The sequence below is a fragment of the Actinomadura sp. WMMA1423 genome (assembly GCF_006547145.1).
In the GTDB taxonomy this organism is placed as follows: domain Bacteria; phylum Actinomycetota; class Actinomycetes; order Streptosporangiales; family Streptosporangiaceae; genus Spirillospora.
In genome coordinates, this window is record NZ_CP041244.1 from 8,269,963 (window position 1) to 8,292,980 (window position 23,018).

Sequence of the window (23,018 nt, forward strand, 5' to 3'; positions counted from 1 at the left end):
TTCGGCACTGTAAGCGATCAGGGGGCCGCGCGCACGCCCTTCCCGGCGGCCGGCCCGCGCACCGGCGCGGCCGCCGACTCGTACCGGGGGAACAGCGCCAGCGCGGCCAGCGCCAGCGCGAAACCGCCCGCCCGCAGCGCGAACGGCTCGGAGTCGCGCGGCCACTGCTCGCCGAACAGGACGGCGCTGCTGACGACGAGGTACGTCCGGCCGATGACGGTCAGCACGACGGCGACGATCGCGATCCGGCAGCGCTGCAGCGCGACCTGCAACTGGCCGAGCGCGATGGCGGCGAGGCCGATCGTCAGGTACGGGTAGGGGGACTCCAGTACGGCCCGCACGCTGCCGGTGTCCTCGTAGAGGATCGAGATGCCGCGGATGCCGGCCTCGGCCAGCCCGGCGCAGGCCCCGGCGCCGATCCCGTAGGCGACCCCGGCGAGCTTGCGGGCGTGCCGCCCGCCCGCGCGGCGGTCGCCGACCAGCCACACCAGGGCCGCGACGACCACGGCGGGCGCGCACACGGCGAGCATCGGCCACGGGCGGGTCAGCGTGCCGGTGAGGGTGGCGTCCGCGTGCGGCTCGCCCTCGGCCGTGGCCGACAGCCCGATCAGCCCGGTGGCGAGGACGAACAGCGCGACGCTCGCCCATTCGCGCAGGCTCAGCCGCTCACCGAGGACGCCCACCGCGAAGGCGACGAGGAACACCAGGCCGAGGGCGAAGACCGGCTGCGCGACGGCGAGCGGTATCGCGGAGAAGGCGACGACCTCGTAGCCGAGGCCGAGGAACAGCAGCAGGCCGCCGCCCAGCCAGACGGGGTCGGTCAGCATGAGCCGGGCGACGCGGAACGGGCGGCTGCCGCGCAGCGGCTCCATCCGGCGCGCGGAGACGCGGAAGACGAGGAAGGCGATGTAGTAGACGGTGGTGGCGAGCAGGGCGAGGGCGGCGTGGCCCAGGTCGTGACCCATCGGGAAAGACCCTTCGACGGACGGGGGCGGAAGAGTCGTCCGGCGCGCCATCGAATCGACTTCCTGCCACGATGCCCTCTCGTCCCGCCCGTGACAAGGCCGTCCCCCCGACCAGATGATCAATCGTATTTGCGGCCGGTGCTGGACGACAGGCGGGCGAGGAGCCCGCGCGGAAGCAGCCGCGCGGCCCCGACGACGGCCTTGTACTGCGCCCCCGGGACGCTGACCTGGACGCCGCGGCGCAGGTCGCGCAGCGCGGTGGCGACGACGTCGTCCTTGTCCAGCCACATGAAGTCCGGCACGCCCGACATGTCCATCTGGGCGCGGTCGTGGAACTCGGTGTGCACGAACCCGGGGCAGAGCGCCATCACCCGGACCCCGCCCCGCGACCGGTTCCGGATGTCGGCGGCGACGCCCTGGCTGAAGTTCACGACCCACGCCTTGGACGCGCCGTACGTGCCGCGCGTCGCGAACGCCGCGACCGACGAGACGTTGACGACGCCGCCCCGGCCGCGCGCCAGCATCCCCGGCAGGACGGCGTGCGTGAGGCGCAGGACGGCCTCGCAGTGCACCCGGAGCATGGTCAGCTCGTCCGAGACCGGGACGTCCAGGAACACGCCCTTGTTGCCGAACCCGGCGTTGTTGACCAGGAGGTCGACGTCCTCGCGGACGCGCTCCTCGGCCGCGGCGAGCCCCTCCTCGGTGGCGAGGTCGGCGGGCAGCGTCTCGGCGCGCACGCCGTAGGTCGCGTCCAGATCGGCGGCGGCGCGCTCCAGCCGCCCGGCGTCGCGGGCCAGCAGGACCAGGTCGAACCCGTCGGAGGCGAGGCGGCGGGCGAAGGCGGCACCGATCCCCGCGGTCGCGCCGGTGATGAAGGCGGTCGGCATGGCACCGAGCCTAGGCCGCGGCCGCTACCGGGCGGTAGCGCGCCGCGCGCGGAAGTCCCGCGGGTCGGGGCGGCGGGTCGCGCGGCGGTAGGCGAAGGTGTAGCCCGGCCAGTTGTTGACGACCTTCCCGCCCGCCGTCATGTACCAGCTCCGGCAGCCCGCCTCCCAGACGGTCGAGCGCATCCGCTCCCGCATCTCCCGGGTGAAGGCGTCCTGCACGTCCGGCCGGACGTCGATCCAGTCGAGGCCCGCGCGGCGCAGTGCCTCGACGCAGCCGAGCACGTACCGGAACTGCGACTCCAGCATGTAGATGATCGAGTTGTGCCCGAGGTTGGTGTAGGGCCCGTACAGCAGGAACAGGTTCGGGAACCCGCTGACCGTGATGCCGAGGTGGGCCTGCGCGCCGTCGCGCCACGCCTCGTTCAGCTCCCGGCCGTCCCGTCCGACGATCTTCATGGGGGACAGGAACTCGGTGGAGCGGAACCCGGTCGCGTACACGATCACGTCGGCCCGGTGCTCGCGGCCCCCCGCCCGGATCCCCGCGGGGGTGACGCGCTCGATCGGGTCGGTGATGAGATGGACGTTCGGCCTGGTCAGCGTCGGATAGTAGTCGCCGGACAGCAGGATGCGCTTGCACCCCATCCGGTATCCGGGGACGAGTTCGGCGCGCAGCGCGGGGTCGGCGACCTGCTCGTCCAGGTGGCGGCGGAAGCCGCGCTCCATGATCCCCATCAGCCTCGGGTACCGGATGAAGCCGAGCGCCCGGGCCTCGAACAGCGCGTAGATCCGGGCGCGGCTCAGCGCGTGCAGGCCCGGCACGGCCCGCAGCGCGGCCCGCTCCCACGCCCGGTACGGCCGGTCGGGCTTGTCGATGACGTAGGGCGCGGACCGCTGGAACAGCAGCAGCTCCGCCGCCTCCCGGGCGACCTCCGGGACGATCTGGATCGCGCTCGCCCCCGTCCCGACCACCGCCACGCGCCTGCCCCGCAGGTCGGTGCCGTGGTCCCAGCGGGAGGAGTGGAAGGAGCGGCCGGCGAACGACTCGCGCCCCTCGATCGCCGGGAGCTCGGGCCGGTTGAGCTGCCCGCACGCCGAGACCAGGACCCGCGCCTCCAGGTCCCCGGTCGTCGTGGAGATCCGCCAGAGCGCCGCGTCCTCGTCGAACCGCGCCTCGGTCACCTCGGCGCCGAACCGGATCTTCTCCAGTACGCCGTGCCCGCGGGCGCAGTGCCGCAGGTACTCCAGGATCTCCGCCTGCGGCGGGAAGCGGCGCGACCAGTCCGTCTTGCGCTCGAACGAGAACGAGTACAGGTGGGAGGGGACGTCGCAGGCCGCGCCCGGGTAGGTGTTGTCGCGCCAGGTCCCGCCGAGCTCGCCGGCCTTCTCCAGGACCACCACGTCGTGGACGCCGGCCTGCCGCAGCCGGATCGCCATCCCGATCCCGCCGAACCCGCTCCCGATGATCACCACGCTGTGCGTCATGGCCGTCCCGAACCTCATTCTGTGCCGGTACCCCACGAGCGTAGGTGACCATGAGGTCACTGAGAAGGTGTCGCCGAGGCGCGTTTTGTCGGTCGGTTCTGCCAGCATCCCCGCATGCCCGACGACGCCGGAACGACCGGAGCGCGCAGCGACGACGGCCTCAGCGCCGTCCAGACGATGCTGAGGCGAGCTTGCGAGTCGCGGGGGGACGGCCGCCTGTTCGCGGCGCTCCTGCTGGAGGCCCTGTCCGCCGCCGAGCCCCTCGACGACGGGGCGGTGTCCGAACTGGCGCCGCTGCTGGAGGACGTCCATGGCCGCTTCGTGCGGGCCGACATCCCGGCCGGGGCCCGCGGCGTGGTCGACCGCCGCCTGGGGGACGTGCTGGAGAGAGCGTACGAGGCGCGACGGCCGAAGGGCGGCCTCAGCGTCCCCGGCGTCTTCGTGTTCGGAGCATGGGCCGCGCCGCTCGGGGAGTGTGCGAGGCCGGCGCCCTCGGCCGAGCTGATCCGGTTCGTCCGGCACCTCGACACCCTGTCGGCGCCCCGCCCGACGCGCAGGTGGCGCCGTGCCTGCGTCGATCTCGCCGCCGAGGCGGCCGCGCGCGAGGCCGTCGCCGAGTGCCTCCGCGCGCTCGCCGAGCACGAACGGTCCCGCGACGGGGTCGACCGGCTTCCTCCCCGGGAGCGCGATCACTACCTCGGCTACTACCTGGTCCACCAGGACGACGGGGACTTCGCACGCGGCGTCGTCTGGGCGGCCGCCCTCACCGGCGGTGCGGAGGCGGTACCCCTCCTGGGGACGCTGGCCGTGCGCGCGGACGGGTGCGTCTTCGCCGGGGACCTCAAGGTCGCGGGCGCGGCGATCAACGCGCTGGGCGCGGTCGACGATCCGCGCGCGCTGGAGGCCCTTTGGGGGCTCCGCTCGTCGATCAGGCACCGGGCGCTGCGCAAGCAGCTCGACACGGCGCTCCAGGCGGCGGCCGAGCGGCAGGGCATCACGCGGGCGCAGCTCGTCGAGCGCACCGTCCCCGCCCACGGCCTGGGCCCGGCCGGCGCGGTGGAGCGGGTGCTCGGCGGCCACCGAGTGCGCGTCGCGGTCGAAGGCGCGGCGGCCGTCCGGATGACCTTCACCGGCGCGGACCGCCGCACCTCCCGGACGGCCCCGGCCGGGGTCAAGGACGGCTTCCCCGAGGAGCTGAGGCGGCTGAAGGCGCTCGCCAAGGAGGTGCGGGCGACGCTGTCGAGCGAGCGGGCCCGCGTCGAGGGCCTCATGTCCGAAGAGCGCGTCTGGCCCTATGCCGAATGGTGCGAGCACTACCGCGACCACCCGATCACCGGCGCCGTCGTGCGCGGCCTCATCTGGGAGTTCCAGGGCGAGGACGGCGGCTGGCGCGCGTCCCTCGGCGCCACCGGCGGTGGTGCCGCGCAGGTGCGGCTCTGGCATCCCGTCCGGGCGGCCGTGGACGAGGTGCGGGCCTGGCGGGAGCGCGTCGTCGAGGAGGAGATCCGGCAGCCGTTCAAGCAGGCCTTCCGTGAGATCTACCTCCTCACCCCCGCGGAAGAGGAGACCGCCACCTACTCCAACCGGTACGCGGCGCACATCGTCCACTACCGGCGGCTGTACGCGCTTTTCAGGGAGAGGGGCTGGCAGGCCAACTTCCTCGGCCGGCACGAGGGCGGCTACGACGGCGAGGCGCGCGGCGAGTTCGGCGGCGGCGAATGGCGCGCGTGCTTCCACCACGAGCCGGTGGGAGAGGGCGACTGGACGTTCGAGCACGCCGCGACCGACCAGGTCCGCTTCGAGCGCGGGACCGGCCGGCGCCGGCGGGAGGCCCCGCTCGCCGACGTCCCGCCGGCGGTGTTCAGCGAGGCGATGCGGGACGTGGACCTGTTCGTCGGCGTCACCTCCATCGCCGCCGACCCGGACTGGGCCGACCGGGGCGAGGACCGCTACGCCGGCTACCGGCGCGAGGCGGGCTACGGCGAGCTGACCGCGAGCGCCGAGGTGCGCCGCGCCGCGCTGGAGCGCATCCTCCCGCGCACGCGGATCGCGGGCCGCTGCGCCCTCGACGGCCGCCACCTGGTGGTGCGCGGCGAGCTGCGCACCTACAAGATCCATCTGGGGTCGGGCAACGTCCTGATGGAACCGGACGGCGCCTACCTGTGCGTCGTGCAGGGCCCCCGGCCTCCCGGCACGCTGTTCCTGCCGTTCGAGGACGAGCGGCTCTCGCTCATCCTCAGCAAGGCGTTCCTGCTGGCCGCCGACCACAAGATCACCGACGCCTCGATCATGCGCCAGATCCGGCGTGTGATCACCTGAAACGCCCCGGAACCCGCGTTGCCGTCTGGAAAGATCACCTCATGTCCGACGACCTTCAGGCGCCGCTGGACGCGCTCGACCTCCTGGACGGCCCGGCCGAGCCCTCCGTCCCCGCGCACGGCCTCGGCCGGGACGGCTCCCTCGCCCGCGACATCGGCGGCTACCAGGCGGTCCTCGCCATCGCCGACCCGCTGACCGTTCGGCTCGCCTTCATCGGCGCGGACGGGCGCCCGCTGCCGACCGTCCCGGGCGCGCTCAGGGTGCCGTTCGCCGCGCAGGTCAAGGAGATGAAGGCCCTGCTGAAGGAGGTCCGGGCGACGCTCGCCGCCGAGCGGGAGCGCGTCGAGGCGCTGCTGGCGGTGGAGCGGACCTGGCCGTACGGCCGGTGGTGCCGGCACTACCGCGACCACCCGGTCACCGGTGCGGTGGCGGCCGGCCTGATCTGGGAGTTCCAGACGCCGGACGGGCACTGGCACGCCGCCACCCCGGGCGAGGACGTGCTGGTCACCGTGGACGGGCGGGCCCTGCCCGTCCTGCCGCCCGGCGCGCGGGTGCGGCTGTGGCATCCGGCGCGGGCGTTCCCGGGCGCCGTCCGGGCCTGGCGGGGCTTCGTGACCGGCAACCGGATGACGCAGTCGTTCCGGCAGGCGTTCCGCGAGACCTACCGCCCCGGCCCGTCCGGTGCCGGGGCCGTCCTGCGCCGCGGACGCCTCGACGGGCGGCTGCGGCGCGTCCTGGCCGGGGGCGAATGGCGGGTCGGCCGCGGGGGAGGGCCGGCGGAGGTGGCGTTCGAGCGGCCGGCCGCCGGGCGCTGGCGGGAGGTCCCGCCGCATGACGTCCCGCCGCCGGTGTTCAGCGAGGGCGTGCGGGAGGCCGACCTGTTCCTGCGCGCCGCCCCGGCCGCCGAGGAGGACCCGTTCGGCGAGCCGTCCGCGAGCGCCGAGATCCGCGGGGACGTGCTGCGCCGCGTCCTGCCCGGCACGAAGATCGCCGACCGCTGCACGGTCGAGGGCCCGTTCCTCGTCGTCCGCGGCGGGCTGCGCACCTACCGCGTCCACCTCGGTTCCGGCGGCGTGCTGATGGAGCCCGGCAACGACCGGCTGCTGGTCGAGCCCGCCCGGCGGGCGCGGCACAAGGGCCTGTTCCTGCCGGTCGAGGACGAGCGGCTCACGCGCATCCTCGGCACGGCGTTCCTGCTCGCCGCCGACCAGAGGATCACCGACGAGTCCGTCCTCCGGCAGATCAAGAGGGGCGCCTGATGGACCTCGCCGCGCGGCTGCTGCGCGCCATGACCGCTCCCGCGCCGGAGGACGAGGAGTTCCGCACCTGGTACCCCGACCTGTCGGTCCTGTCCGAGCAGGACCTCGGCACCCTCATGCCCGCCGCCTACGCGGTCGGCCGGGAGGCCCCGTTCGTGTCGATGTCCGTCCGGTTCAGGATCGAGGACGAGGCCAAGAGCCGGGAGCCGCGCTACACGCCGGAGGCGTGCGAGCGCATGTTCCAGGCGCTCGTCGACGGGCTGGCCCCACGCAACTGGGCCGACCTCCTGCTCGGCGTGGGCGCGCTGGTCCGCTGCACGGGGCCCTGGCCCGACGTCTCGGGCCCTGCCCGCAGGCTGGCCGAGGGCCTCCTGAGCCGCAAGCGCCACGACCGGCCCTTCGCGCTGCTGGCGGTCGGCGGCCTCGCGGGTGACGACGTCCTGCGCGCGGTCGCCGGCCGCCTCCACCAGATCTGGGAAGGGCCGATCATGCGGGACGAACTGGACGCCGTCGTGCGCCTCGCTCCGGTGGAACGGGTGCTGCTGGCCCAGGTGGCCGAGGGCCGGTCGGTCAACGCCCCGCCGGTCCCGCCGGAGGTGTGGGAGCGGGTCGCCGCCGTCCCCGCCTGCGCCGGGTTCGCGCGCCGGGCCCTGGAGTCCGCCGCCGCCCGCGCCCGCGCCGTCCAGGAGGGGGAGATCCCGTTCCGCGCCGACCGCGCGTTCACCGGGGACGAGGTCGCCGCGGTCGGGATCGCCGCGCGCATCGCGCTGCTGCGCGACGAGCCGTGGCTGCCCGCCCTGTGCGACCGCCTCCTGCCCGACATCTCGGTGGCCCCGACGCAGGCGAGGACGCTGCCGTCGCAGGCGCTGCTGTACGAGGTCGTCCGGGCCGCGCAGGAGTTCCCGACCCCAGAGCTGGTCACCGCGATCCGGACCGTCCGCCGGAACGTCCGGCACGCCGGGGTGCCCAAGCAGCTCGACAAGATGCTGAAGAAGGTCGAGGCGGCCCTCGCCGAGCGGACCGAGGTCGCGCTGCGCCTCCCCGACCACGGTTTCGGGCCCGGGGGCGTGTTGCGCCGGGAGCTCGGCGGCCACACGGCCGTCGTCACCGTCGCGGGCAAGGCCGAGCTGGTCTTCGAGAAGGACGGCAGGGCGCTGAAGGGCGTCCCCGCCGCCGTCCGCCGCGACCACAAGGGCGAGGTCAAGGAGCTCCGCGACCTCGTCGCGCGCGTCAACGCCCAGCTCGTCACGCTCGCGCGGGCGCTGGAGGCCGGCTTCACCGTCGAGGCCGTCCACCCGTTCGGCCGCTGGCGCGACACGCTCCTGCGGCACCCGGTCGCGGGGCCGACGGTGCGCGCGCTCCTCTGGGAGATCGAGGCCGCCCCCGGCGACCGGCGCACCGTCCTGCCCGAGACGGGCGACCTGCCCGACTGCGCCGACGAAGCGCCCGTCCGGCTGTGGCACCCGATCGGGTCGCGGCCGGACGAGGTGCGCGCGTGGCGCGACCTGCTCGTCGACCGGCGGATCCGGCAGCCGTTCAAGCAGGCGTTCCGCGAGATCTACCTGCTCACCCCCGCGGAGGAGGAGACCGCGACCTACTCCAACCGGTTCGCCGCGCACCTCGTCCACTACCGGCGGATGTTCGCCCTGTTCCGTGCCCGCGGCTGGACGAGCGCGCTGCTCGGGCCCTGGGACGGCGGAGGTTCCGACGAGGCGGCCCGGACGCTCGCGGCGGGGGAGTGGCGGGTCAGGTTCTCCCACGTCCTGGCCGACTGGCAGGGCGAGCAGGAGATCGCCGGCACGAACCGCGTCATGTTCGACCGCCGCGCCGGCGGCGGCTGGCGGGAGGCGGCCCTCGCCGACGTCCCGCCCCTGGTGTTCAGCGAGGCGATGCGCGACGTGGACCTGTTCGTAGGCGTCGCCTCCATCGCCGCCGACCCCATGTGGGAGGACGGCGAGGCCCGCGAGTACTGGCTGCGCGAGTGGTACGCCGACCTCGGCGAGTCGACCCGCACCCGGCGGGACGCCCTGGAGCGCGTCCTGCCGCGCACGAGGATCGCCGACCGGTGCGCGATCGACGGCCGCTACCTGGTGGTGCGCGGGGAACTGCGCACCTACAAGATCCACATCGGCTCGGCCAACATCGTGATGGAACCCGACGACACGTTCCTCTGCGTCGTCCCGGAGCGCCGCCGGACCGGCGCGAAGGTCTTCCTCCCCTTCGAGGACGAGCGGCTCGCCCTCATCCTCAGCAAGGCGTTCCTGCTCACCGCCGACGACGCGATCGACGACGAGTCCATCCTGACCCAGATCAAGCGAGGTGCCTGATGCCCGCCGTGAACTTCCGCGACGAGACGGCCGCCGGCGCACCCGTCGACGGGTTCCAGGTGGCCGGGCTGCCCGACCGGATGACCGTCCGGGAGCTGATCAGGCTCCGGGTCCGCGAGGAGGTCGCCCGGCACAACGCCCGCCCCTCCGACCGCTTCCGCGGACTGGTCCGCCCGGACGGGGCCGAGGCGGAGCTGAACGGCTACCGGCTGCGCGAGCCCCGCCGCCTGGACTGGGAGCGGCAGGCCGAGATCGCCGAGCGCGCGTTCCTCGGCAACGGCTTCTTCGTGCTCGCCGCCGACCGGCAGGTGGAGGACCTCGACGAGGAGATCGACCTCACCGGCGACCCCGACCTGGTCTTCATCAAGCTGATCCCGCTCGTCGGCGGCTGAGGGCCAGCCGAGCCATTGTGGGGGGTGCCCCCACGCCCCTAACCGGACCGTTGTATGAGGCCGAAACCCTGGGCGCGCAGGCCCGCCTGGAAGCGGGAGTCGGCGTCCAGCAGGGTGAGGATCTCCGCCACGCGGCGCCGGTAGGTGCGCAGCGACATGCCGAGCCGCCGCGCGGCCGCCTCGTCCTTCAGCCCGCCGCCGAGCAGCCGCAGGATGCGCAGGCTCTCCTCGCTCAGCGCGGGCGGGCGGGCGCGCCGGTGGTCGGCGAGGTCCGCCGCCGTCTCCCACGTCGCCTGGTACAGCGAGACGACGCCCCGCACCACGCCCGGCGACCGGACGACGGTGTACTCGCGGACGCCGCCCTCGGCCGGACCCGCGAGGATCGCGACCCTGCGGTCCACGATGATCGTCTCGTGCGGGAGCGGCGTCGGGCAGATCCGCACCCGCGCCCCCGCGGCGGCGATCTCCACGAGCCGCCGCTCGGACTCCTCGTCGGCGAGGGCCGCCGGGGTGTACAGCTTGCGGACGGCCGGCGCGGGCCGGATCCGGCGCCGCTCGGCGACGATCCGCTCCCGCAGGCCCGGCAGCGCCCACGTGTTCTGGTCCGTGGCCGCGCAGGCGAACTCCTCGCAGGCGAGGAACAGCCCTCCGGCGCGCTCGACCAGCTCCGCCTCGCCGCGCAGTACGACGTTCCGGTCAAGGTCGACGCTCACGGATCCAGTCTGCCACGCGGCCCGTCCCCCGCCGCCGTGGCAGCAAGCTGCCAGCCGTTCGCCCCCGGCGGGCGCGCGCAGCAGAGTGGACCGCATGACACGACACTTCGATCTCGGCGGCGACCTGCGCATCTCCCGGATGGGCTTCGGCGCGATGCGGCTGCCCGCGAGCACCCGCGGCGGGCCCCCGAACGACCGGGGCACCGGCATCAAGATCCTCCAGCGGGCCGTCGAGCTGGGCGTGGACCACCTCGACACGGCCGCGTTCTACTACCGGGAGGACGGCCCGGCGGCCAACGAGATGATCCGCGCGGCGCTCGCCCCCTACCCGCCCCGCGTGGTCATCGCCACGAAGGTGGGGCCGTACCGGGGGCCGGGCGAGCCCTTCCCGTCCGGCCAGCTCCCGGCATCGGGGCTGCGCGCCGAGGTGGAGCGCAACCTCACCGAGCTCGGGCTCGACCGGCTCGACCTCGTCTACCTGCGACCCGGCGGTCTGGAGGCCCCGGCGGACGAGCCGGTCGGGGAGCGCTTCGCCGTCCTCGCCGAGCTCCGCGAGGAGGGGCTGATCAGGCATCTCGGGCTGAGCCACGTGAGCCTCGCCCAGCTCGAGGAGGCGCGCCGGATCGCCCCCGTCGCGGCCGTCCAGAACCGGTTCGACGTGACGCAGCCGCAGGACGCCGAGCTGCTGGCCGCCTGCGAGCGCGACGGCATCGCCTACGCGCCCTACTTCCCGCTCGGCGGGTTCGGCATCCCCGACGACGAGCGCGTGAACGCGGTCGCCGCCCGCCACGGCGCGACCGTCCCGCAGGTTCTCCTCGCGGGGCTGCTCGCGCTGTCGCCCGTGATGCTCGCGATCCCCGGCACCGGCTCCCCGGCCCATCTGGAGGAGAACCTCGCCGCGGCGGATCTGGAACTCGACCCTGAGGATCTCGCCGCCCTGAAGCGGTGACCCCCGCGCGCGGCGCGGGCGCGACCCTCTACCCTGAACAGGTTTGCGATCAGGGGGAGAGGATGTCGACGACGCGGCTGCTGGTGCTCGGCGGGGTGCGGCGGTTCGGGCGGGCGCACGGCTACGAGGTCCGCCGCGAGCTGCTCTCCTGGGGCTCGGACGAGTGGGCCCACGTCAACCCGGGCTCGATCTACCACGCCCTCAGGCAGCTGGCCAAGGAGGGCCTGCTGCACGCCCACGAGGTGGAGGAGAGCGAGGCCGGGCCGCCGCACACCGACTACGAGATCACCGACGCCGGCCGGGCGGAGTTCCACCGGCTGCTGCGCTGCGCCCTCGCCGCCGTCGACGTCCGGCACCCGGAGATGCTCACGGCGGGCCTCGGGTTCCTCACCGAGCTGCCGCGCGCCGAGGCGCTCGCCCTGCTGCGCGAGCGCCTCGAGGGCCTGGCCGGCTGGCGCGCCTCCGTCGCCCCGCACCTGGACGAGCTGGACGCCTCCGACCATCTGCGCGAGCTGCTCGGCTGGTGGGTCCACTCCGCCGACTCCGCCACGGCCTGGACGCTCGGCCTGATCGAGCGTCTGGAGGCGGGCGCCTACGTCATGGCCGACGAGCGCGAGCCGGACCGCCCCGGCGGCGCCCCGAGAGCGGCGGCGAAGTAGCCCCGGCAGGACCCGCGGCCGGGATCAGGTGTCGACGAACGACTGCGGGACGATCACCCGCAGCGCGTTGCCGCGCAGCTTGATCGAGACCGGGGTGCGGCCGCGGACCTCGCCGTCCACGTCCACCTGCATCGGCGGGTCGGTCTCGATCTCCACGTTCGTGGTGGTGAGGAAGGCGTCGTCCTCCAGCGACCGCCACGGGCCGGTGAGGACGTGCCGGGCCGTGGCCGACGCCAGCCGCAGCCGCCGCTCGTCGCCGAGCCGGTACACCGCCAGCAGCCGGTCGTCGGGGCTGGCGTCGCGGGCGATGCGCTGCCCGCTGTGGTGCGCGCCGTTGGCGACGTTCAGCTGGTGCGTCTGGAACTCGTGGGTCTCGCCGTCGATCGTGACGCGGGCGGTGAACGCCTCGTGCCGGGGCAGCAGCCCCGCCGCCGTCAGCGCGTAGGCGGGCCGCCCGATGAACCGCTTGAGCGTGTGCGGAACGTGTTCGGCGACCTGGACCGAGAGGCCGAGGCTGACCATGTTGGCGAAGATGTGCTCGCGCTCGCCGCCCGGCCCCTCGCCCTGCGGGTCGCCCGTCGACTCGAACCAGCCGACGTCGACGTCGGCGACCTTCCCGCCGTCCGGCCGCCCGAGTCCGAGGGTCGCGACCGCGCCCCGCAGGTCGAGCGGCAACTCCAGGCTGCGGGCGAAGTTGTTGGTGGTGCCGAGCGGCAGCACGCCGAGCGCCATGTCGCGGTGGGCCAGATGGCCGACCGCCTCGGCGACCGTGCCGTCCCCGCCGCCGACCACGACGAGGTCGGGCTCCAGCGCGAGGACGTCGGCGAACAGCTCGCGCAGCCGGGCGGGGTCGGTCACCGGGAAGACGTGCGTGAACTCCAGGCCCGCCTCGCGCAGCAGGCGCCGGGCCGTGCCGTAGAGCTTGCGGCCCCGCCGGGAGCGGGAGTTGATCACGAGCACCGCGCGGCCGCCGTCCGCGATCGCCGACTCCAGCTCCGCCTTGCTCCGCATCTGGACGCTCCGCATCCTCCGGTCGCCCCCTTCGTCCGCGTCACCTTACAAGGAACGTGGACCGGAACTCCCGGCCCGACATTTTATAAACCGATTACAGAGCGTTGAAACATTCCCGCCGGCGGGAACCCTTATGGCAGGCGGGTTCTGGAAGACCGGGGCGTGGACATGCGGATGCGCGGCTTGGCGGGTGCGGGTCTCATCGTGGCGGTCGCGGGACTGACCGCCTCCATCGCGGCGGGCGGGGCGGCCCCTCCCGGCGCCCCCGCCGACGACGGCGCGGCCGTGGTCGGCGAGCGCCGCCCGCGCCGCCGCGTCCTCGACCTCGCGGTCCGTTCACCCGTGCTGGAGAGCGTCGCCCATGCCCGCCTCCTGCTGCCCCCGGGCTGGTCGCGGGACGCCTCCCGCACCTGGCCGGTGCTCTGGCTGCTGCACGGCGCGGGCGCCGGCCGCGACGGCCACACCGCGTGGAGCGAGCACAGCGACATCGAGGAGCTGACCGAGGACGCGGACGTGATCGTCGTGATGCCGGACGGCGGCCCGTGCGGCAACTACACCGACTGGTGGAACCGCGGCGGCGGCGGCGCGCCGAAGTGGGAGACCTTCCACCTCGCCGAACTCCGGCAGATCCTGGAGCGCGGATACCGGGCCGGGCCGGACCGCGCCGTCGCGGGGAACGCGATGGGCGGGCTCGGCGCGCTGGCGTATGCGGCCAGGCACCGGGGGCTCTTCCGGGCGGCGGCGTCCTTCAGCGGGCCGGTCCACACGCTGCACCGCGACCCCGCCGGGCTCGACGTCGCCGACCTCGTCGAGCTGAGCGTCGCGATCGGCGCCCCGTCCCTCGACTGGACCGACGTGTGGGGCGACCCCGACCTGCAGCGCGTCGTGTGGCGGCAGCACAACCCCTACGACCTCGCGGGCCGGCTGGCGGGCGTCCGCGTCCACGTGAGCGCCGGGGACGGCACCCCCGGCCCCTTCGACCGCGGTCCGGGTCCCCGGGAGGCCGCGGCCCGCGACGTGCTGGAGGCCCTCGCCCACACCGTCTCCCGGGAGTTCGCGGGCAAGCTGCGCAAGCTCGGCGTCCCGGTGTCCACGCACTTCTACCGTGGTACCCACACTTGGCCCTACTGGCGCCGCGAACTGAGGGCCACGCTGCCCGCCCTGCTCGCGGAGATCACCTGAGTCCCGGCTAGGGTCGGGGCGTGGCCGAACCCCGTTCTGATTCAGATGTCCCCTCGTTCTGGCGGTCGCTCGGGCTGCCCGGCATCATCGACGTCCACGTCCACTTCATGCCCCCGCGCCTGATGAGCGCGGTGTGGGGGTACTTCGACGAGGCCGGGCCGCTGATCGGCACCGAGTGGCCGATCCGCTACCGCGACTCCGAGCAGGAGCGGCTGGACTTCCTGCGCGGGCTCGGCGTCCGCGCGTTCACCTCGCTCGCCTACCCGCACAAGCCCGGCATGGCCGACTCGCTGAACGAGTGGACCGCCCAGTTCGCGGCCCGCGTCCCCGACTGCCTCCAGACCGCCACGTTCTACCCCGAGCCCGGTGTCGCGGACTACGTGCGCCGCGCGCTGGACGCGGGGGCCCGCCTCTTCAAGGTCCACCTCCAGGTCGGCGGCTTCGACCCGCGCCTCAAGGAGCTGGACGCGGTGTGGGGGATGCTCGCCGAGGCGGGGGTCCCCGCCCTCGTCCACGCCGGCTCCGGGCCGGTCGCCAACGGCTACACCGGCCCCGGCCCGTTCGGCGAGGTCCTCGCCCGCCATCCGGGCCTGACCGCGATCGTCGCCCACCTGGGCGCGCCGGAGTTCGAGGGCTTCTTCGCCCTGGCCGACGCCCACGAGGGCGTCCACCTCGACACGACGATGATCTTCACTCGCTTCGCCGCCCTGGCGCCCTTCCCGGACGCCCTGCTGCCCCGGCTGCGCGACCTCGGCCTGGAGGGGCGCGTCCTGCTCGGCACCGACTTCCCGAACATCCCCTACGAGTACGCGCACCAGCTGGAGTCGCTGGCCGCGCTCGACCTCGGCGACGACTGGCTGCGGTCGGTCTGCTGGCACGGCCCGGCCGGGTTCTTCGGGCTCTCGTAGGCGGGCGGGCCGCCGTTTCACGGGTTTTCACGCGGGACGCCTGGTCACCGCGGGACGCCCGGCCTCCGCCTTGACGGGCCGGACGGGTGCGGCGACCTTGGGAGCGCTCCCACTCGCTCGACCGAGGACCCCGCATGAGAACGACCATCACCGCGCGACTCCGGCGGATCCGCCCTCTCCCCATCCTCGTGGCGGCGCTGCTGGCGCTGGCGCTCGTCCAGGCCCTCCCGCGCCCGGCCCGCGCGGCCGGCGCCGGATACTGGCACACCAGCGGCCGGCAGCTGCTCGACGCGGACGGGCGGCCGGTCCGGATGACGGGCATCAACTGGTTCGGCGCCGAGACGTCCAACTACGCCCCGCACGGCCTCTGGTCGCGCGGCTACAAGGACATGCTCGACCAGATCAAGAGCCTGGGGTACAACACGCTGCGGCTGCCCTACAGCAGCCAGATGCTCGACTCCGGCAGCACGCCGAACAGCATCGACTACGCGAAGAACCCCGACCTCCAGGGCCTGAACGGGCTCCAGATCCTCGACCGGATCATCGCCTACGCCGGCCGGATCGGGCTGAAGGCCGTCCTCGACCGGCACCGCCCGGACTCCGGCGGCCAGTCCGCGCTCTGGTACACCGCCGCCTACCCCGAGTCGCGCTGGATCTCCGACTGGACGATGCTCGCCCGGCACTACGCGGGCGACACCACGGTCATCGGCGCAGACCTGCACAACGAGCCGCACTCGCCGGCCTGCTGGGGCTGCGGCGACCAGGCGACGGACTGGCGCCTGGCCGCCGAACGGGCCGGGAACGCGGTCCTCGCGGCCAACCCGAACTGGCTGGTCATCGTGGAGGGCGTCAACGACCACGGCGGCGACAACTACTGGTGGGGCGGCAACCTGCAGGGCGCGGCGCAGTACCCGGTGCGGCTGAACGTCCCGAACCGGCTCGTCTACTCCGCCCACGACTACGCCACGTCGGTGTACCCGCAGCCGTGGTTCGACGACCCGTCCTTCCCGTCCAACCTGGCCGGGATCTGGGACAGGAACTGGGGCCGCCTCTACAAGGACAACGTGGCGCCCGTCCTGCTCGGCGAGTTCGGGACGACCCTCTCCGACCCGCGCGACCAGACCTGGCTGCGCACCCTGATGGCCTACCTGGGCAAGGGCACCGGCGGGATCTCCTTCACCTACTGGTCGTGGAACCCCAACTCGGGCGACACCGGCGGCATCCTCAACGACGACTGGACGACCGTGAACACGGCCAAGCAGTCCTACCTGGACCCCTACCTGCTCGGCGCCGGCGACCCGAGCGGCGACCCCGGCGATCCGGGCACGCCGGGGACGTCCTGCAAGGTCGCCTACACGGTGCAGAACAGCTGGTCGGGCGGCTTCACCGCCCAGGTCACCATCACCAACACCGGGTCCTCGGCACTGAACGGCTGGACGCTGGGGTTCGCGTTCCCGGGCGACCAGAAGGTCACGCAGGGGTGGAGCGCGGCCTGGTCGCAGAGCGGCTCCGCCGTCACCGCCAGGAACTTGGACTGGAACGCCTCCATCGCGCCCGGCGCCTCGCTCTCGGCCGGGTTCCAGGCGACCGGCTCGGCGAGCGGCGCGCCTGCCGCGTTCAAGGTCGACGACAAGGCCTGCGAGGTGTGACATGAACCGGAGAGCCTGGCTCGCAGCCCTCGCGGCCGCCGCGCTCCTGCCGTGGGCCGCGCCCCCGGCGCAGGCCGCGGACGGACCCGCGCTGACCGTCGACCCGTCCGCGTCGCGGCACGCGATCAGCCCCTACGTCTACGGCATGAACTTCGCCGGCGAGGCCCTCGCCAAGGAGCTGCGGCTCCCCGTCCGGCGGTGGGGCGGCAACGCGACGACCCGCTACAACTACCTGTACGACGAGACCAACCGGGGCTCGGACTGGTACTTCGAGAACGTGCCCGGACCGGCGCCGGACCCCGGCGAGCTCCCCGACGGGTCCGAGACCGACCAGTTCACCGAGCAGGACCGCCGGACCGGCACCGGCACGCTCCTCACCGTCCCGCTCATCGGCTGGACGCCGAAGGGCCGCGACTACTCCTGCGGGTTCGGCATCGCCGAGTACGGGCCGCAGCAGGGCTCCGACACGCAGTGGCGGCCCGACTGCGGCAACGGCGTGAAGCCGGACGGGACGAACGTCACCGGCAACGACCCCGCCGACACCAGCGTCCCGGCGGGACCCGGGTACGTCACCGACTGGCTGGCCCACCTCACCGGCAAGTACGGCCGGGCGGACGGCGGCGGCGTGCGCTTCTACGACCTCGACAACGAGCCCGACCTCTGGCACGCGACGCACCGCGACGTCCACCCGGAGGGCGCCGGCTACGACGAGATGCGCCGCCAGACGGAGGCGATCGCGTCCGCCGTGAAAGCCGCCGACCCGGGCGCGAAGACGCTCGGCCCCGTCGGCTGGGGCTTCCAGTCGCTGACGATGTCGGGCCTGGACAAGCAGACCTGCGACCGCGAGGGCGGCGACTGCTGGTCGAACCCGCCGGACCGGGCGGCCCACGGCGGCGTCCCGTTCGCGGACTGGTACCTCCGGCAGATGAGGGCCTACGAGCAGGAGCACGGGACCCGCGTCCTCGACTACTTCGACGAGCACATCTACCCGCAGCAGGCGGGCGTGTCCTCCACCGACCCCGGCGACGCGGCGACCCAGGAGCTGCGGCTCCGCTCGACCCGGCAGCTCTGGGACCCCACCTACACCGACGAGAGCTGGATCAACCAGCCGATCAGGTACATCCCGCGGATGCGCGAGCTGGTGGACCAGAACTATCCGGGCACCAAGCTGGCGATCACCGAGTACAACTGGGGCGCGCTCGGGCACATGAACGGGGCGCTGGCCCAGGCGGACGTCCTCGGGATCTTCGGGCGGGAGGGCCTCGACCTGGCGGCGCTCTGGGCCCCGCCGGGCGCCGCCGACCCGGGCGCGTACGCCTTCCGCATGTACCGGAACTACGACGGCGCGGGCGCCTCGTTCGGCGAGACGTCGGTCCGCGCGTCGAGCGCCGACCAGGGCAGGCTCGCGGTGTACGCGGCGGAGCGCTCGTCCGACAAGGCGCTCACCCTGATGGTCGTGAACAAGTCGCTCACCGACGACCTCACCAGCACGGTCTCGATCGCGGGCCGATCGGGTACGGCCGCCGGGCGCGTGTACCGCTACAGCGGCGCCGATCCGTCCGCGATCGTCCGGTCCCCGGACGTGACGGTCGGCGCGGACGGGTTCACCTCGACGTTCCCCGCGTCCTCGATCACGCTGGTCGAGATCCCGGCGGACGGCGGGCCGGCCGCGGCGTGCGAGGTCGGCTACGCCGTGCAGAGCCAGTGGGGGAGCGGCTTCACCGCGCAGGTCACCGTCGCCAACACCGGCACCTCGCCCGTCTCGGGCTGGAAGCTGGGGTTCTCGTTCGCGGCGGGCCAGCGCGTCACCCAGGGCTGGAACGCCGCCTGGTCGCAGCAGGGCTCCGCCGTGACGGCCCGCAGCCTCGACTGGAACCGGACGATCCCGCCGGGCGGCTCGGTGACGGCCGGCTTCAACGGATCGAGCGGCGGGACGAACCCGCCCCCGAGCGCCTTCGAGCTCAACGGCGCCCCCTGCACCCGCCGCTGACCACCGGGCCGCGCGCCCGACCGGCCCTCGCGGTCGCGCGGCCCGGCGGCCATCGAGGTCCGCCATCGCCTTGACCTGCGGCGTGTCGCCCTCATGGCTTCGAGAAGGGCGACACGCCGCAAGCCGGCGAGACGTCGGGCGGTGGGCCGGCGGCCGCGGGGCGCCAGTGGTCGCGGCGTCTCAGTGGTCGCGGCGTCTCAGCGGTCGCGCGGTCTCAGTGCTCGCACGGGGCGCTGCCCGCGTGCTCGTGGGGCTCGTCGGCCTCCGCCACGTGGCGGGGGCCGTGCGCGTCGTCGCAGTGGTCCTGCACTTCGCCGTCCGGTTCGTCGACGTGGTCGACCTCCAAGGTCGTGTGCGTGATCCCGTAGGCGTCGCGCAGCAGCTCCTGGAGGTCGCGGCGGACGGCGTGGCAGTCGCCCTGGACGTCGACGAGCACGTGCGCCGACAGCGCGGGATAGCCCGAGCTGACCTCCCACACGTGCAGGTCGTGGACCTCCTCCACGCACGGCCGCCCGGCGAGCCGGGCGCCGAGCTCGGCCGGGTCGAGGCCGGCGGGCGCGGCCTCCATGAGCACCCGGCCCGCGTCCCGCAGCAGCCGGTACCCGGCCTTCAGTATCAGCGCGGCGACGACCAGCGAGGCGATCGCGTCCGCGCGGGCGAAGCCGGTCGTCCACACGACCAGGCCCGCGACCGCGGTCGCGATGAAGGCGAACAGGTCGTTCAGGATGTGCTGGAACGCGCCCTCGACGTTCAGGCTGCGCCGGTCCGCCCGGCTGATCAGCATGGTCGCCGCGACGTTGACGGCGATGCCCGCCAGGGCCGTCCAGAAGACGAACTGGCCCTCCACGGCGGGCGGTTCGATCAGCCGCCGGACGCCCTCGTAGACGAAGTAGACGGTGAGCAGGATCAGTGTCAGCCCGTTGAGCTGCGCGGACAGGATCTCGGCGCGGCGCAGGCCGAAGGTGTACCCGCCCTTCGGCGGGCGGGCGGCGATGCGCATCGCGACCAGCGCCAGCGCGATCGCGAAGGCGTCGGTCATCATGTGCGCGGCGTCGGTGATCAGTGCCAGCGATCCGGCGAGCAGGCCGATGACCACCTCGCCCGACATGTAGGCGACGATCAGCACCAGGGCGCCGGTCAGCAGCCGCCGGTCGGCCCCCGCCGAGACGGCGTGGCCGTGCCCGTGGCCGTGCCCCCCGTGCCCGTGCCCGCCGGACGCGTCCTCACGGTCCCCGATCATGTTCCTTCCTCCCCGTGGCCGACGTGGGTGAGGGCGAGGTCGAGCAGCAGCCGGACGTGGGTGTCGTCGAGCCGGTAGTAGGCCATGCGGCCGGCGCGGCGGACCCGGACCACCCGGTTGGCGCGCAGCAGGCGCAGCGCGTGCGACACCGAGGACTCCGAGTGCCCGCAGGACGCGGCGATGTCGCACACGCACATCTCACCCCCCGCGAGCAGCGCCGTGATCACCCGCAGCCGGCCGGGGTCGGACAGCAGCCCGAACACCTGCGCCAGCTCGGTGATCGTCTCCCCGTCCGGCAGGGACGCCGAGACGGCGGCGACCTTCGCGGCGTCGACCACCCGGACCGCGCACGCCTCCGGGGCGATGACATCTGAAGCACTGCTCATATGAACAAAGGTAGCGCATCCGGTGTCAGGAGGTCACGGGGGCGGGCTCCTCCGAGGGCGGCAGGGAGACCGGCTCGTGCCCTCCGTCGCCCGGCGTCTCCATCCCGCCGGCGCCCGTACCCGGGTCCTGCGTGGTCACGCCCGTGCCCGGGGCCGAGGACCCCGGCTCGGGGGTCTGCGGCCCGGGAGGCTCCGATCCCGGCGTCTGCTCGCCGGGCGTCTCCGGGCCGGGCGTGCCCTCGCCGGGCGGCTCGGTGCCCGGCGACTCGGTCCCGGGCGACTCCAGGCCGGAGTCGGACGGCGCGGGCGAGTCGCTCGGCCCCGCCTCGGTCTCCGTCGGGGGCAGCGCGGTCGGGGGCCCGTCCGCCGTGCCCTCGGTGGCGCGGGGCCGCTCGAAGCCCATCGTGGCATCCGGGTCGACGAGGACGAAACTCGTGATCGTCCCCTCCCGGGAATCCCGCGGCGTGATCCGCGTGACATTCCCCTTCTCGAATCCCGGCCAGGACCGGCCACCGTACGACGCGTTCCGGGTGGAGATCTTTTTGGCGGGCGGAGTGAGCGGATTGCCGCAATTGCACTTCACTGTGGGCACTCCGTAGCCATTGACCAGAACGCCCATTCCGGCCTGCAGGACGGCCGGGCCGCTCGTCGCGCGCCCGTCCCGGTACCCGTGGTTGGTGACGAGCGTGTCGGTGCGCAGCAGCACCGGCGTCAGCCGCGACACGTACCGCGGGACGCCGCTCACCGGGATGCCCTGCACCCCCGCCCACGCCCGCGCCTTGTCCGGGTTGGCCTGCAGGAACGCGATCAGCTTGTCCCGGTCGCAGGTCGAGGCCCGGCGCGTGCCGCCGTAGAGTCCCGGTGCGTCCCCCTCCTTCGTGCCGCCCGCCTGCGGCCGCGCCTTCACGTCGGTCCGGTCGGTGCCGGCGACCAGCGTGTACGGCTCGGGACCGGGCGATCCCACCGTCAGCCGCGTGATGGTCGCGCCGGCGCCCCCGCAGCCGGCCAGGGTCCCCGCCGCCGCCACGAGGGCCGCGACGGCCCCCGCCAGCGGCCGGGCGCAGGCCCCGGGCCGCGCAATTGTCGAACGAATCTGCTGCATCCTCTTCCCCCGCCTCGGGTCCGCCGAACCTATACTCTTCGATGCCGGGCGGAGCGGTTTTGTGCTCGCGGCAATGCTCGATTTTTTCCCGGGGGTGCGAATGGCGGGTCCGGTTCCGCTCACCACGGCCGATCCCACCCGGCTCGGCGGGTGGGAGCTGCTCGGCCGGGTCGGCTCTGGCGGCCAGGGCGTGGTGTACCTCGGCAGACCCGCGCAGCCGGGCCCCGGGCCGTCCCGCGTCGCGGTCAAGCTCCTGCACGCCCAGCTCGTCGGGGACGCGAACGCCAGGGAGCGGTTCGTGCGCGAGCTGGCGGTGCTGGAGCGGGTCGCCGGGTTCTGCACCGCGCAGATGCTCGCCGCCGACGTGGCGGGCGACCGGCCCTACATCGTCAGCGAGTACGTGCCGGGGCCCTCGCTGCGCGCCCTCGTCCACGACGAGGGGCCGCGCGCCGGCGCCGCCCTCGACCGGCTCGCGATCAGCTCGGTGACGGCGCTGTCGGCCATCCACCGCGCGAACGTCGTGCACCGCGACCTCAAGCCGCAGAACGTCCTGATGGGCCCGGACGGGCCGCGAGTGATCGACTTCGGGATCGCCCGCGCGTTCGACGCGGGCGCGACCATGACGAGCCAGGTCGTCGGCACGCCCGCCTACATGGCCCCCGAGCAGTTCACCGGGCACGCGGGGCCGTCGGCCGACCTGTTCTCGTGGGCGAGCACCCTGCTGTTCGCCGCGACCGGCCGCGATCCGTTCGCGGGCGGCGGGCTGCCCGCGGTGATGTACCGGATCCTCCACGAGACGCCCGACCTCGGCGTCCTGCCCGGCCCCCTCGCCGAGGTCGCCGCCGCGTGCCTCGCCAAGGACCCGCAGGCCCGCCCCACCTCCGAGGACGTCCTGCTCTGGCTGCTGGGCGAGACCGAGAGGCACGCCCGGCTGGAGATCCCGACCGAGGAGATCGGCCCCCCGACGGCGCCGGTTCCCCGGGCCGCGCCCGAGAGCGCGCCGGCGCCCGACCCGACCGCCGACACGTTCGTCCCGGCCACGGGGCCGGTGCCGCCGCCGTGGACCGCGGCCCCTCCGTCCGGCCCGCCCGCGTCCACCCCGCCCACGACCACCCCGCTCACGCACACGTCCGCCGCGCCCCCGCCGGCACCCGCTCCGTCCCCGCCCGCGCCGCCGCCCGGCCCGCCGCCTCAGCCAAGGCGGATGCCGCGGAGGCCCCGGACGCTGCGGCGCGGCCCGGCGGTCGTGACCGGCCTGCTCCTCGCGGGCCTGCTCGCCGCCCTCGACGTCGCCGCGCTCGCCATCCTGATCGCCCGGCCGTCCCTCAGCGAGGGCCATCGGGGCGGCCTGCTGCCGGTGGTCGCCTCGTCGTTCGCCGTCGTCGCGGTCATCACGCTGGTCGGGGTGGTGCTGGCGTGGCGCGGCAGCCGCGCCGCCGCGTCGACGGTGATGGCCGCCCGCGTCGCCCGCGTCGCGATGTGGGCGGCGTGGGGCGCGCTCGTCCAGATCGAACCGTCCGCGCTCGCGGGCCACGCCGTCCTGACCGCGGTCGTGGTCGTCCTACTGGCCCGGGGCCTGACCCGCTCCGCCCCCTGAC

At 74.4% G+C, this 23,018-nt stretch carries 19 protein-coding genes; 11 read left to right on the plus strand and 8 right to left on the minus strand.

Annotated features, from left to right (window positions below):
- Window positions 1-17 precede the first annotated feature (17 nt).
- From FKD65_RS38320 to FKD65_RS38330, 3 genes are all read right to left on the minus strand, one after another.
- On the minus strand, window positions 18-965 hold the full coding sequence (locus FKD65_RS38320) for a DMT family transporter (RefSeq protein WP_168221313.1): 948 nt from the start codon (window positions 963-965) through the stop codon (window positions 18-20).
- Window positions 966-1,084: 119 nt separating this feature from the next.
- Window positions 1,085-1,852, minus strand: a complete 768-nt coding sequence (locus FKD65_RS38325) for an SDR family oxidoreductase (RefSeq protein ID WP_141584146.1) — start codon at window positions 1,850-1,852, stop codon at window positions 1,085-1,087.
- Window positions 1,853-1,876: 24 nt separating this feature from the next.
- Complete coding sequence (locus tag FKD65_RS38330; protein ID WP_240809807.1) at window positions 1,877-3,352, minus strand: NAD(P)/FAD-dependent oxidoreductase; 1,476 nt, start codon at window positions 3,350-3,352, stop codon at window positions 1,877-1,879.
- Between the two features lie 96 nt (window positions 3,353-3,448).
- Here FKD65_RS38330 and FKD65_RS38335 point away from each other — a divergent pair, with 96 nt between their 5' ends.
- The 4 genes from FKD65_RS38335 to FKD65_RS38350 are packed head-to-tail and all read left to right on the plus strand — an operon-like array spanning window position 3,449 to window position 9,631.
- A complete protein-coding gene (locus FKD65_RS38335) occupies window positions 3,449-5,653 on the plus strand; it encodes a DUF4132 domain-containing protein (protein WP_141584148.1) in 2,205 nt (734 codons plus the stop codon).
- A gap of 41 nt (window positions 5,654-5,694) precedes the next feature.
- Complete coding sequence (locus FKD65_RS38340) at window positions 5,695-6,912, plus strand: DUF4132 domain-containing protein (RefSeq protein ID WP_168221314.1); 1,218 nt, start codon at window positions 5,695-5,697, stop codon at window positions 6,910-6,912.
- Complete coding sequence (locus tag FKD65_RS38345; protein WP_141584153.1) at window positions 6,912-9,239, plus strand: DUF4132 domain-containing protein; 2,328 nt, start codon at window positions 6,912-6,914, stop codon at window positions 9,237-9,239. Before FKD65_RS38340 ends, FKD65_RS38345 begins: the two co-directional genes overlap by 1 nt.
- Window positions 9,239-9,631 carry a hypothetical protein gene (locus FKD65_RS38350; protein ID WP_141584155.1) on the plus strand — a complete coding sequence of 131 codons (393 nt, stop codon included), beginning with the start codon at window positions 9,239-9,241 and terminating at the stop codon, window positions 9,629-9,631. Before FKD65_RS38345 ends, FKD65_RS38350 begins: the two co-directional genes overlap by 1 nt.
- 38 nt (window positions 9,632-9,669) lie before the next feature.
- On the opposite strand, the gene FKD65_RS38355 is transcribed toward FKD65_RS38350, so the two are convergent.
- The gene (locus FKD65_RS38355) at window positions 9,670-10,344 is read right to left on the minus strand and encodes a DNA-binding response regulator (protein ID WP_141584157.1); all 675 of its coding nucleotides are present in this window, start codon (window positions 10,342-10,344) and stop codon (window positions 9,670-9,672) included.
- A 94-nt stretch (window positions 10,345-10,438) separates the two neighbouring features.
- Between FKD65_RS38355 and FKD65_RS38360 the strand changes: the two genes are divergently transcribed.
- Together FKD65_RS38360 and FKD65_RS38365 are read left to right on the plus strand one after the other, a co-directional pair.
- Window positions 10,439-11,293 (plus strand): aldo/keto reductase, encoded by an 855-nt coding sequence (locus FKD65_RS38360; RefSeq protein WP_141584159.1) that lies wholly within the window; start codon window positions 10,439-10,441, stop codon window positions 11,291-11,293.
- 62 nt (window positions 11,294-11,355) lie between these two features.
- A complete protein-coding gene (locus FKD65_RS38365; protein WP_141584161.1) occupies window positions 11,356-11,952 on the plus strand; it encodes a PadR family transcriptional regulator in 597 nt (198 codons plus the stop codon).
- A gap of 24 nt (window positions 11,953-11,976) precedes the next feature.
- Here the strand turns inward: FKD65_RS38365 and FKD65_RS38370 are convergent, their stop codons facing one another.
- Window positions 11,977-12,963 (minus strand): diacylglycerol kinase family protein, encoded by a 987-nt coding sequence (locus FKD65_RS38370; protein ID WP_141584163.1) that lies wholly within the window; start codon window positions 12,961-12,963, stop codon window positions 11,977-11,979.
- A gap of 174 nt (window positions 12,964-13,137) precedes the next feature.
- Here FKD65_RS38370 and FKD65_RS38375 point away from each other — a divergent pair, with 174 nt between their 5' ends.
- The 4 genes from FKD65_RS38375 (at window position 13,138) to FKD65_RS38390 (ending at window position 18,692) form a co-directional block, all read left to right on the plus strand.
- A complete protein-coding gene (locus tag FKD65_RS38375) occupies window positions 13,138-14,145 on the plus strand; it encodes an alpha/beta hydrolase family protein (RefSeq protein WP_205718403.1) in 1,008 nt (335 codons plus the stop codon).
- Window positions 14,146-14,165: 20 nt separating this feature from the next.
- The gene (locus tag FKD65_RS38380) at window positions 14,166-15,053 is read left to right on the plus strand and encodes an amidohydrolase family protein (protein WP_141584165.1); all 888 of its coding nucleotides are present in this window, start codon (window positions 14,166-14,168) and stop codon (window positions 15,051-15,053) included.
- A gap of 134 nt (window positions 15,054-15,187) precedes the next feature.
- Window positions 15,188-16,702, plus strand: coding sequence for a cellulase family glycosylhydrolase (locus FKD65_RS45925; RefSeq protein ID WP_141584166.1), 1,515 nt, complete (start codon window positions 15,188-15,190; stop codon window positions 16,700-16,702).
- Window position 16,703: 1 nt separating this feature from the next.
- The gene (locus tag FKD65_RS38390) at window positions 16,704-18,692 is read left to right on the plus strand and encodes a glycoside hydrolase family 44 protein (protein ID WP_141584167.1); all 1,989 of its coding nucleotides are present in this window, start codon (window positions 16,704-16,706) and stop codon (window positions 18,690-18,692) included.
- Window positions 18,693-18,906: 214 nt separating this feature from the next.
- Here FKD65_RS38390 and FKD65_RS38395 read toward each other — a convergent pair whose 3' ends face one another.
- The 3 genes from FKD65_RS38395 to FKD65_RS38405 are packed head-to-tail and all read right to left on the minus strand — an operon-like array spanning window position 18,907 to window position 21,420.
- Complete coding sequence (locus tag FKD65_RS38395; RefSeq protein ID WP_141584168.1) at window positions 18,907-19,932, minus strand: cation diffusion facilitator family transporter; 1,026 nt, start codon at window positions 19,930-19,932, stop codon at window positions 18,907-18,909.
- On the minus strand, window positions 19,929-20,318 hold the full coding sequence (locus FKD65_RS38400; protein ID WP_141584169.1) for a helix-turn-helix transcriptional regulator: 390 nt from the start codon (window positions 20,316-20,318) through the stop codon (window positions 19,929-19,931). The genes FKD65_RS38395 and FKD65_RS38400 overlap by 4 nt, the downstream gene beginning before the upstream one ends.
- 25 nt (window positions 20,319-20,343) lie before the next feature.
- Window positions 20,344-21,420, minus strand: a complete 1,077-nt coding sequence (locus FKD65_RS38405; RefSeq protein ID WP_141584170.1) for a DUF6777 domain-containing protein — start codon at window positions 21,418-21,420, stop codon at window positions 20,344-20,346.
- Window positions 21,421-21,520: 100 nt separating this feature from the next.
- Here FKD65_RS38405 and FKD65_RS45175 point away from each other — a divergent pair, with 100 nt between their 5' ends.
- On the plus strand, window positions 21,521-23,017 hold the full coding sequence (locus FKD65_RS45175; protein WP_205718404.1) for a serine/threonine-protein kinase: 1,497 nt from the start codon (window positions 21,521-21,523) through the stop codon (window positions 23,015-23,017).
- Window position 23,018: the final 1 nt, after the last annotated feature.

Excerpts from the sequence above, each read along its gene's own strand:
- FKD65_RS38370 (WP_141584163.1), bottom strand. The coding sequence starts at position 12,963 with ATGCGGAGCAAGGCGGAGCTGGAGTCGGCGATCGCGGACGGCGGCCGC.
- FKD65_RS38400 (WP_141584169.1), bottom strand. The coding sequence starts at position 20,318 with ATGAGCAGTGCTTCAGATGTCATCGCCCCGGAGGCGTGCGCGGTCCGG.
- FKD65_RS38330 (WP_240809807.1), bottom strand. The coding sequence starts at position 3,352 with ATGAGGTTCGGGACGGCCATGACGCACAGCGTGGTGATCATCGGGAGC.
- FKD65_RS38395 (WP_141584168.1), bottom strand. The coding sequence starts at position 19,932 with ATGATCGGGGACCGTGAGGACGCGTCCGGCGGGCACGGGCACGGGGGG.
- FKD65_RS38320 (WP_168221313.1), bottom strand. The coding sequence starts at position 965 with ATGGGTCACGACCTGGGCCACGCCGCCCTCGCCCTGCTCGCCACCACC.
- FKD65_RS38345 (WP_141584153.1), top strand. The coding sequence starts at position 6,912 with ATGGACCTCGCCGCGCGGCTGCTGCGCGCCATGACCGCTCCCGCGCCG.
- FKD65_RS38405 (WP_141584170.1), bottom strand. The coding sequence starts at position 21,420 with ATGCAGCAGATTCGTTCGACAATTGCGCGGCCCGGGGCCTGCGCCCGG.
- FKD65_RS38375 (WP_205718403.1), top strand. The coding sequence starts at position 13,138 with ATGCGCGGCTTGGCGGGTGCGGGTCTCATCGTGGCGGTCGCGGGACTG.
- FKD65_RS38340 (WP_168221314.1), top strand. The coding sequence starts at position 5,695 with ATGTCCGACGACCTTCAGGCGCCGCTGGACGCGCTCGACCTCCTGGAC.
- FKD65_RS38365 (WP_141584161.1), top strand. The coding sequence starts at position 11,356 with ATGTCGACGACGCGGCTGCTGGTGCTCGGCGGGGTGCGGCGGTTCGGG.
- FKD65_RS45175 (WP_205718404.1), top strand. The coding sequence starts at position 21,521 with ATGGCGGGTCCGGTTCCGCTCACCACGGCCGATCCCACCCGGCTCGGC.
- FKD65_RS38335 (WP_141584148.1), top strand. The coding sequence starts at position 3,449 with ATGCCCGACGACGCCGGAACGACCGGAGCGCGCAGCGACGACGGCCTC.
- FKD65_RS45925 (WP_141584166.1), top strand. The coding sequence starts at position 15,188 with ATGAGAACGACCATCACCGCGCGACTCCGGCGGATCCGCCCTCTCCCC.
- FKD65_RS38350 (WP_141584155.1), top strand. The coding sequence starts at position 9,239 with ATGCCCGCCGTGAACTTCCGCGACGAGACGGCCGCCGGCGCACCCGTC.
- FKD65_RS38325 (WP_141584146.1), bottom strand. The coding sequence starts at position 1,852 with ATGCCGACCGCCTTCATCACCGGCGCGACCGCGGGGATCGGTGCCGCC.
- FKD65_RS38390 (WP_141584167.1), top strand. The coding sequence starts at position 16,704 with ATGAACCGGAGAGCCTGGCTCGCAGCCCTCGCGGCCGCCGCGCTCCTG.
- FKD65_RS38360 (WP_141584159.1), top strand. The coding sequence starts at position 10,439 with ATGACACGACACTTCGATCTCGGCGGCGACCTGCGCATCTCCCGGATG.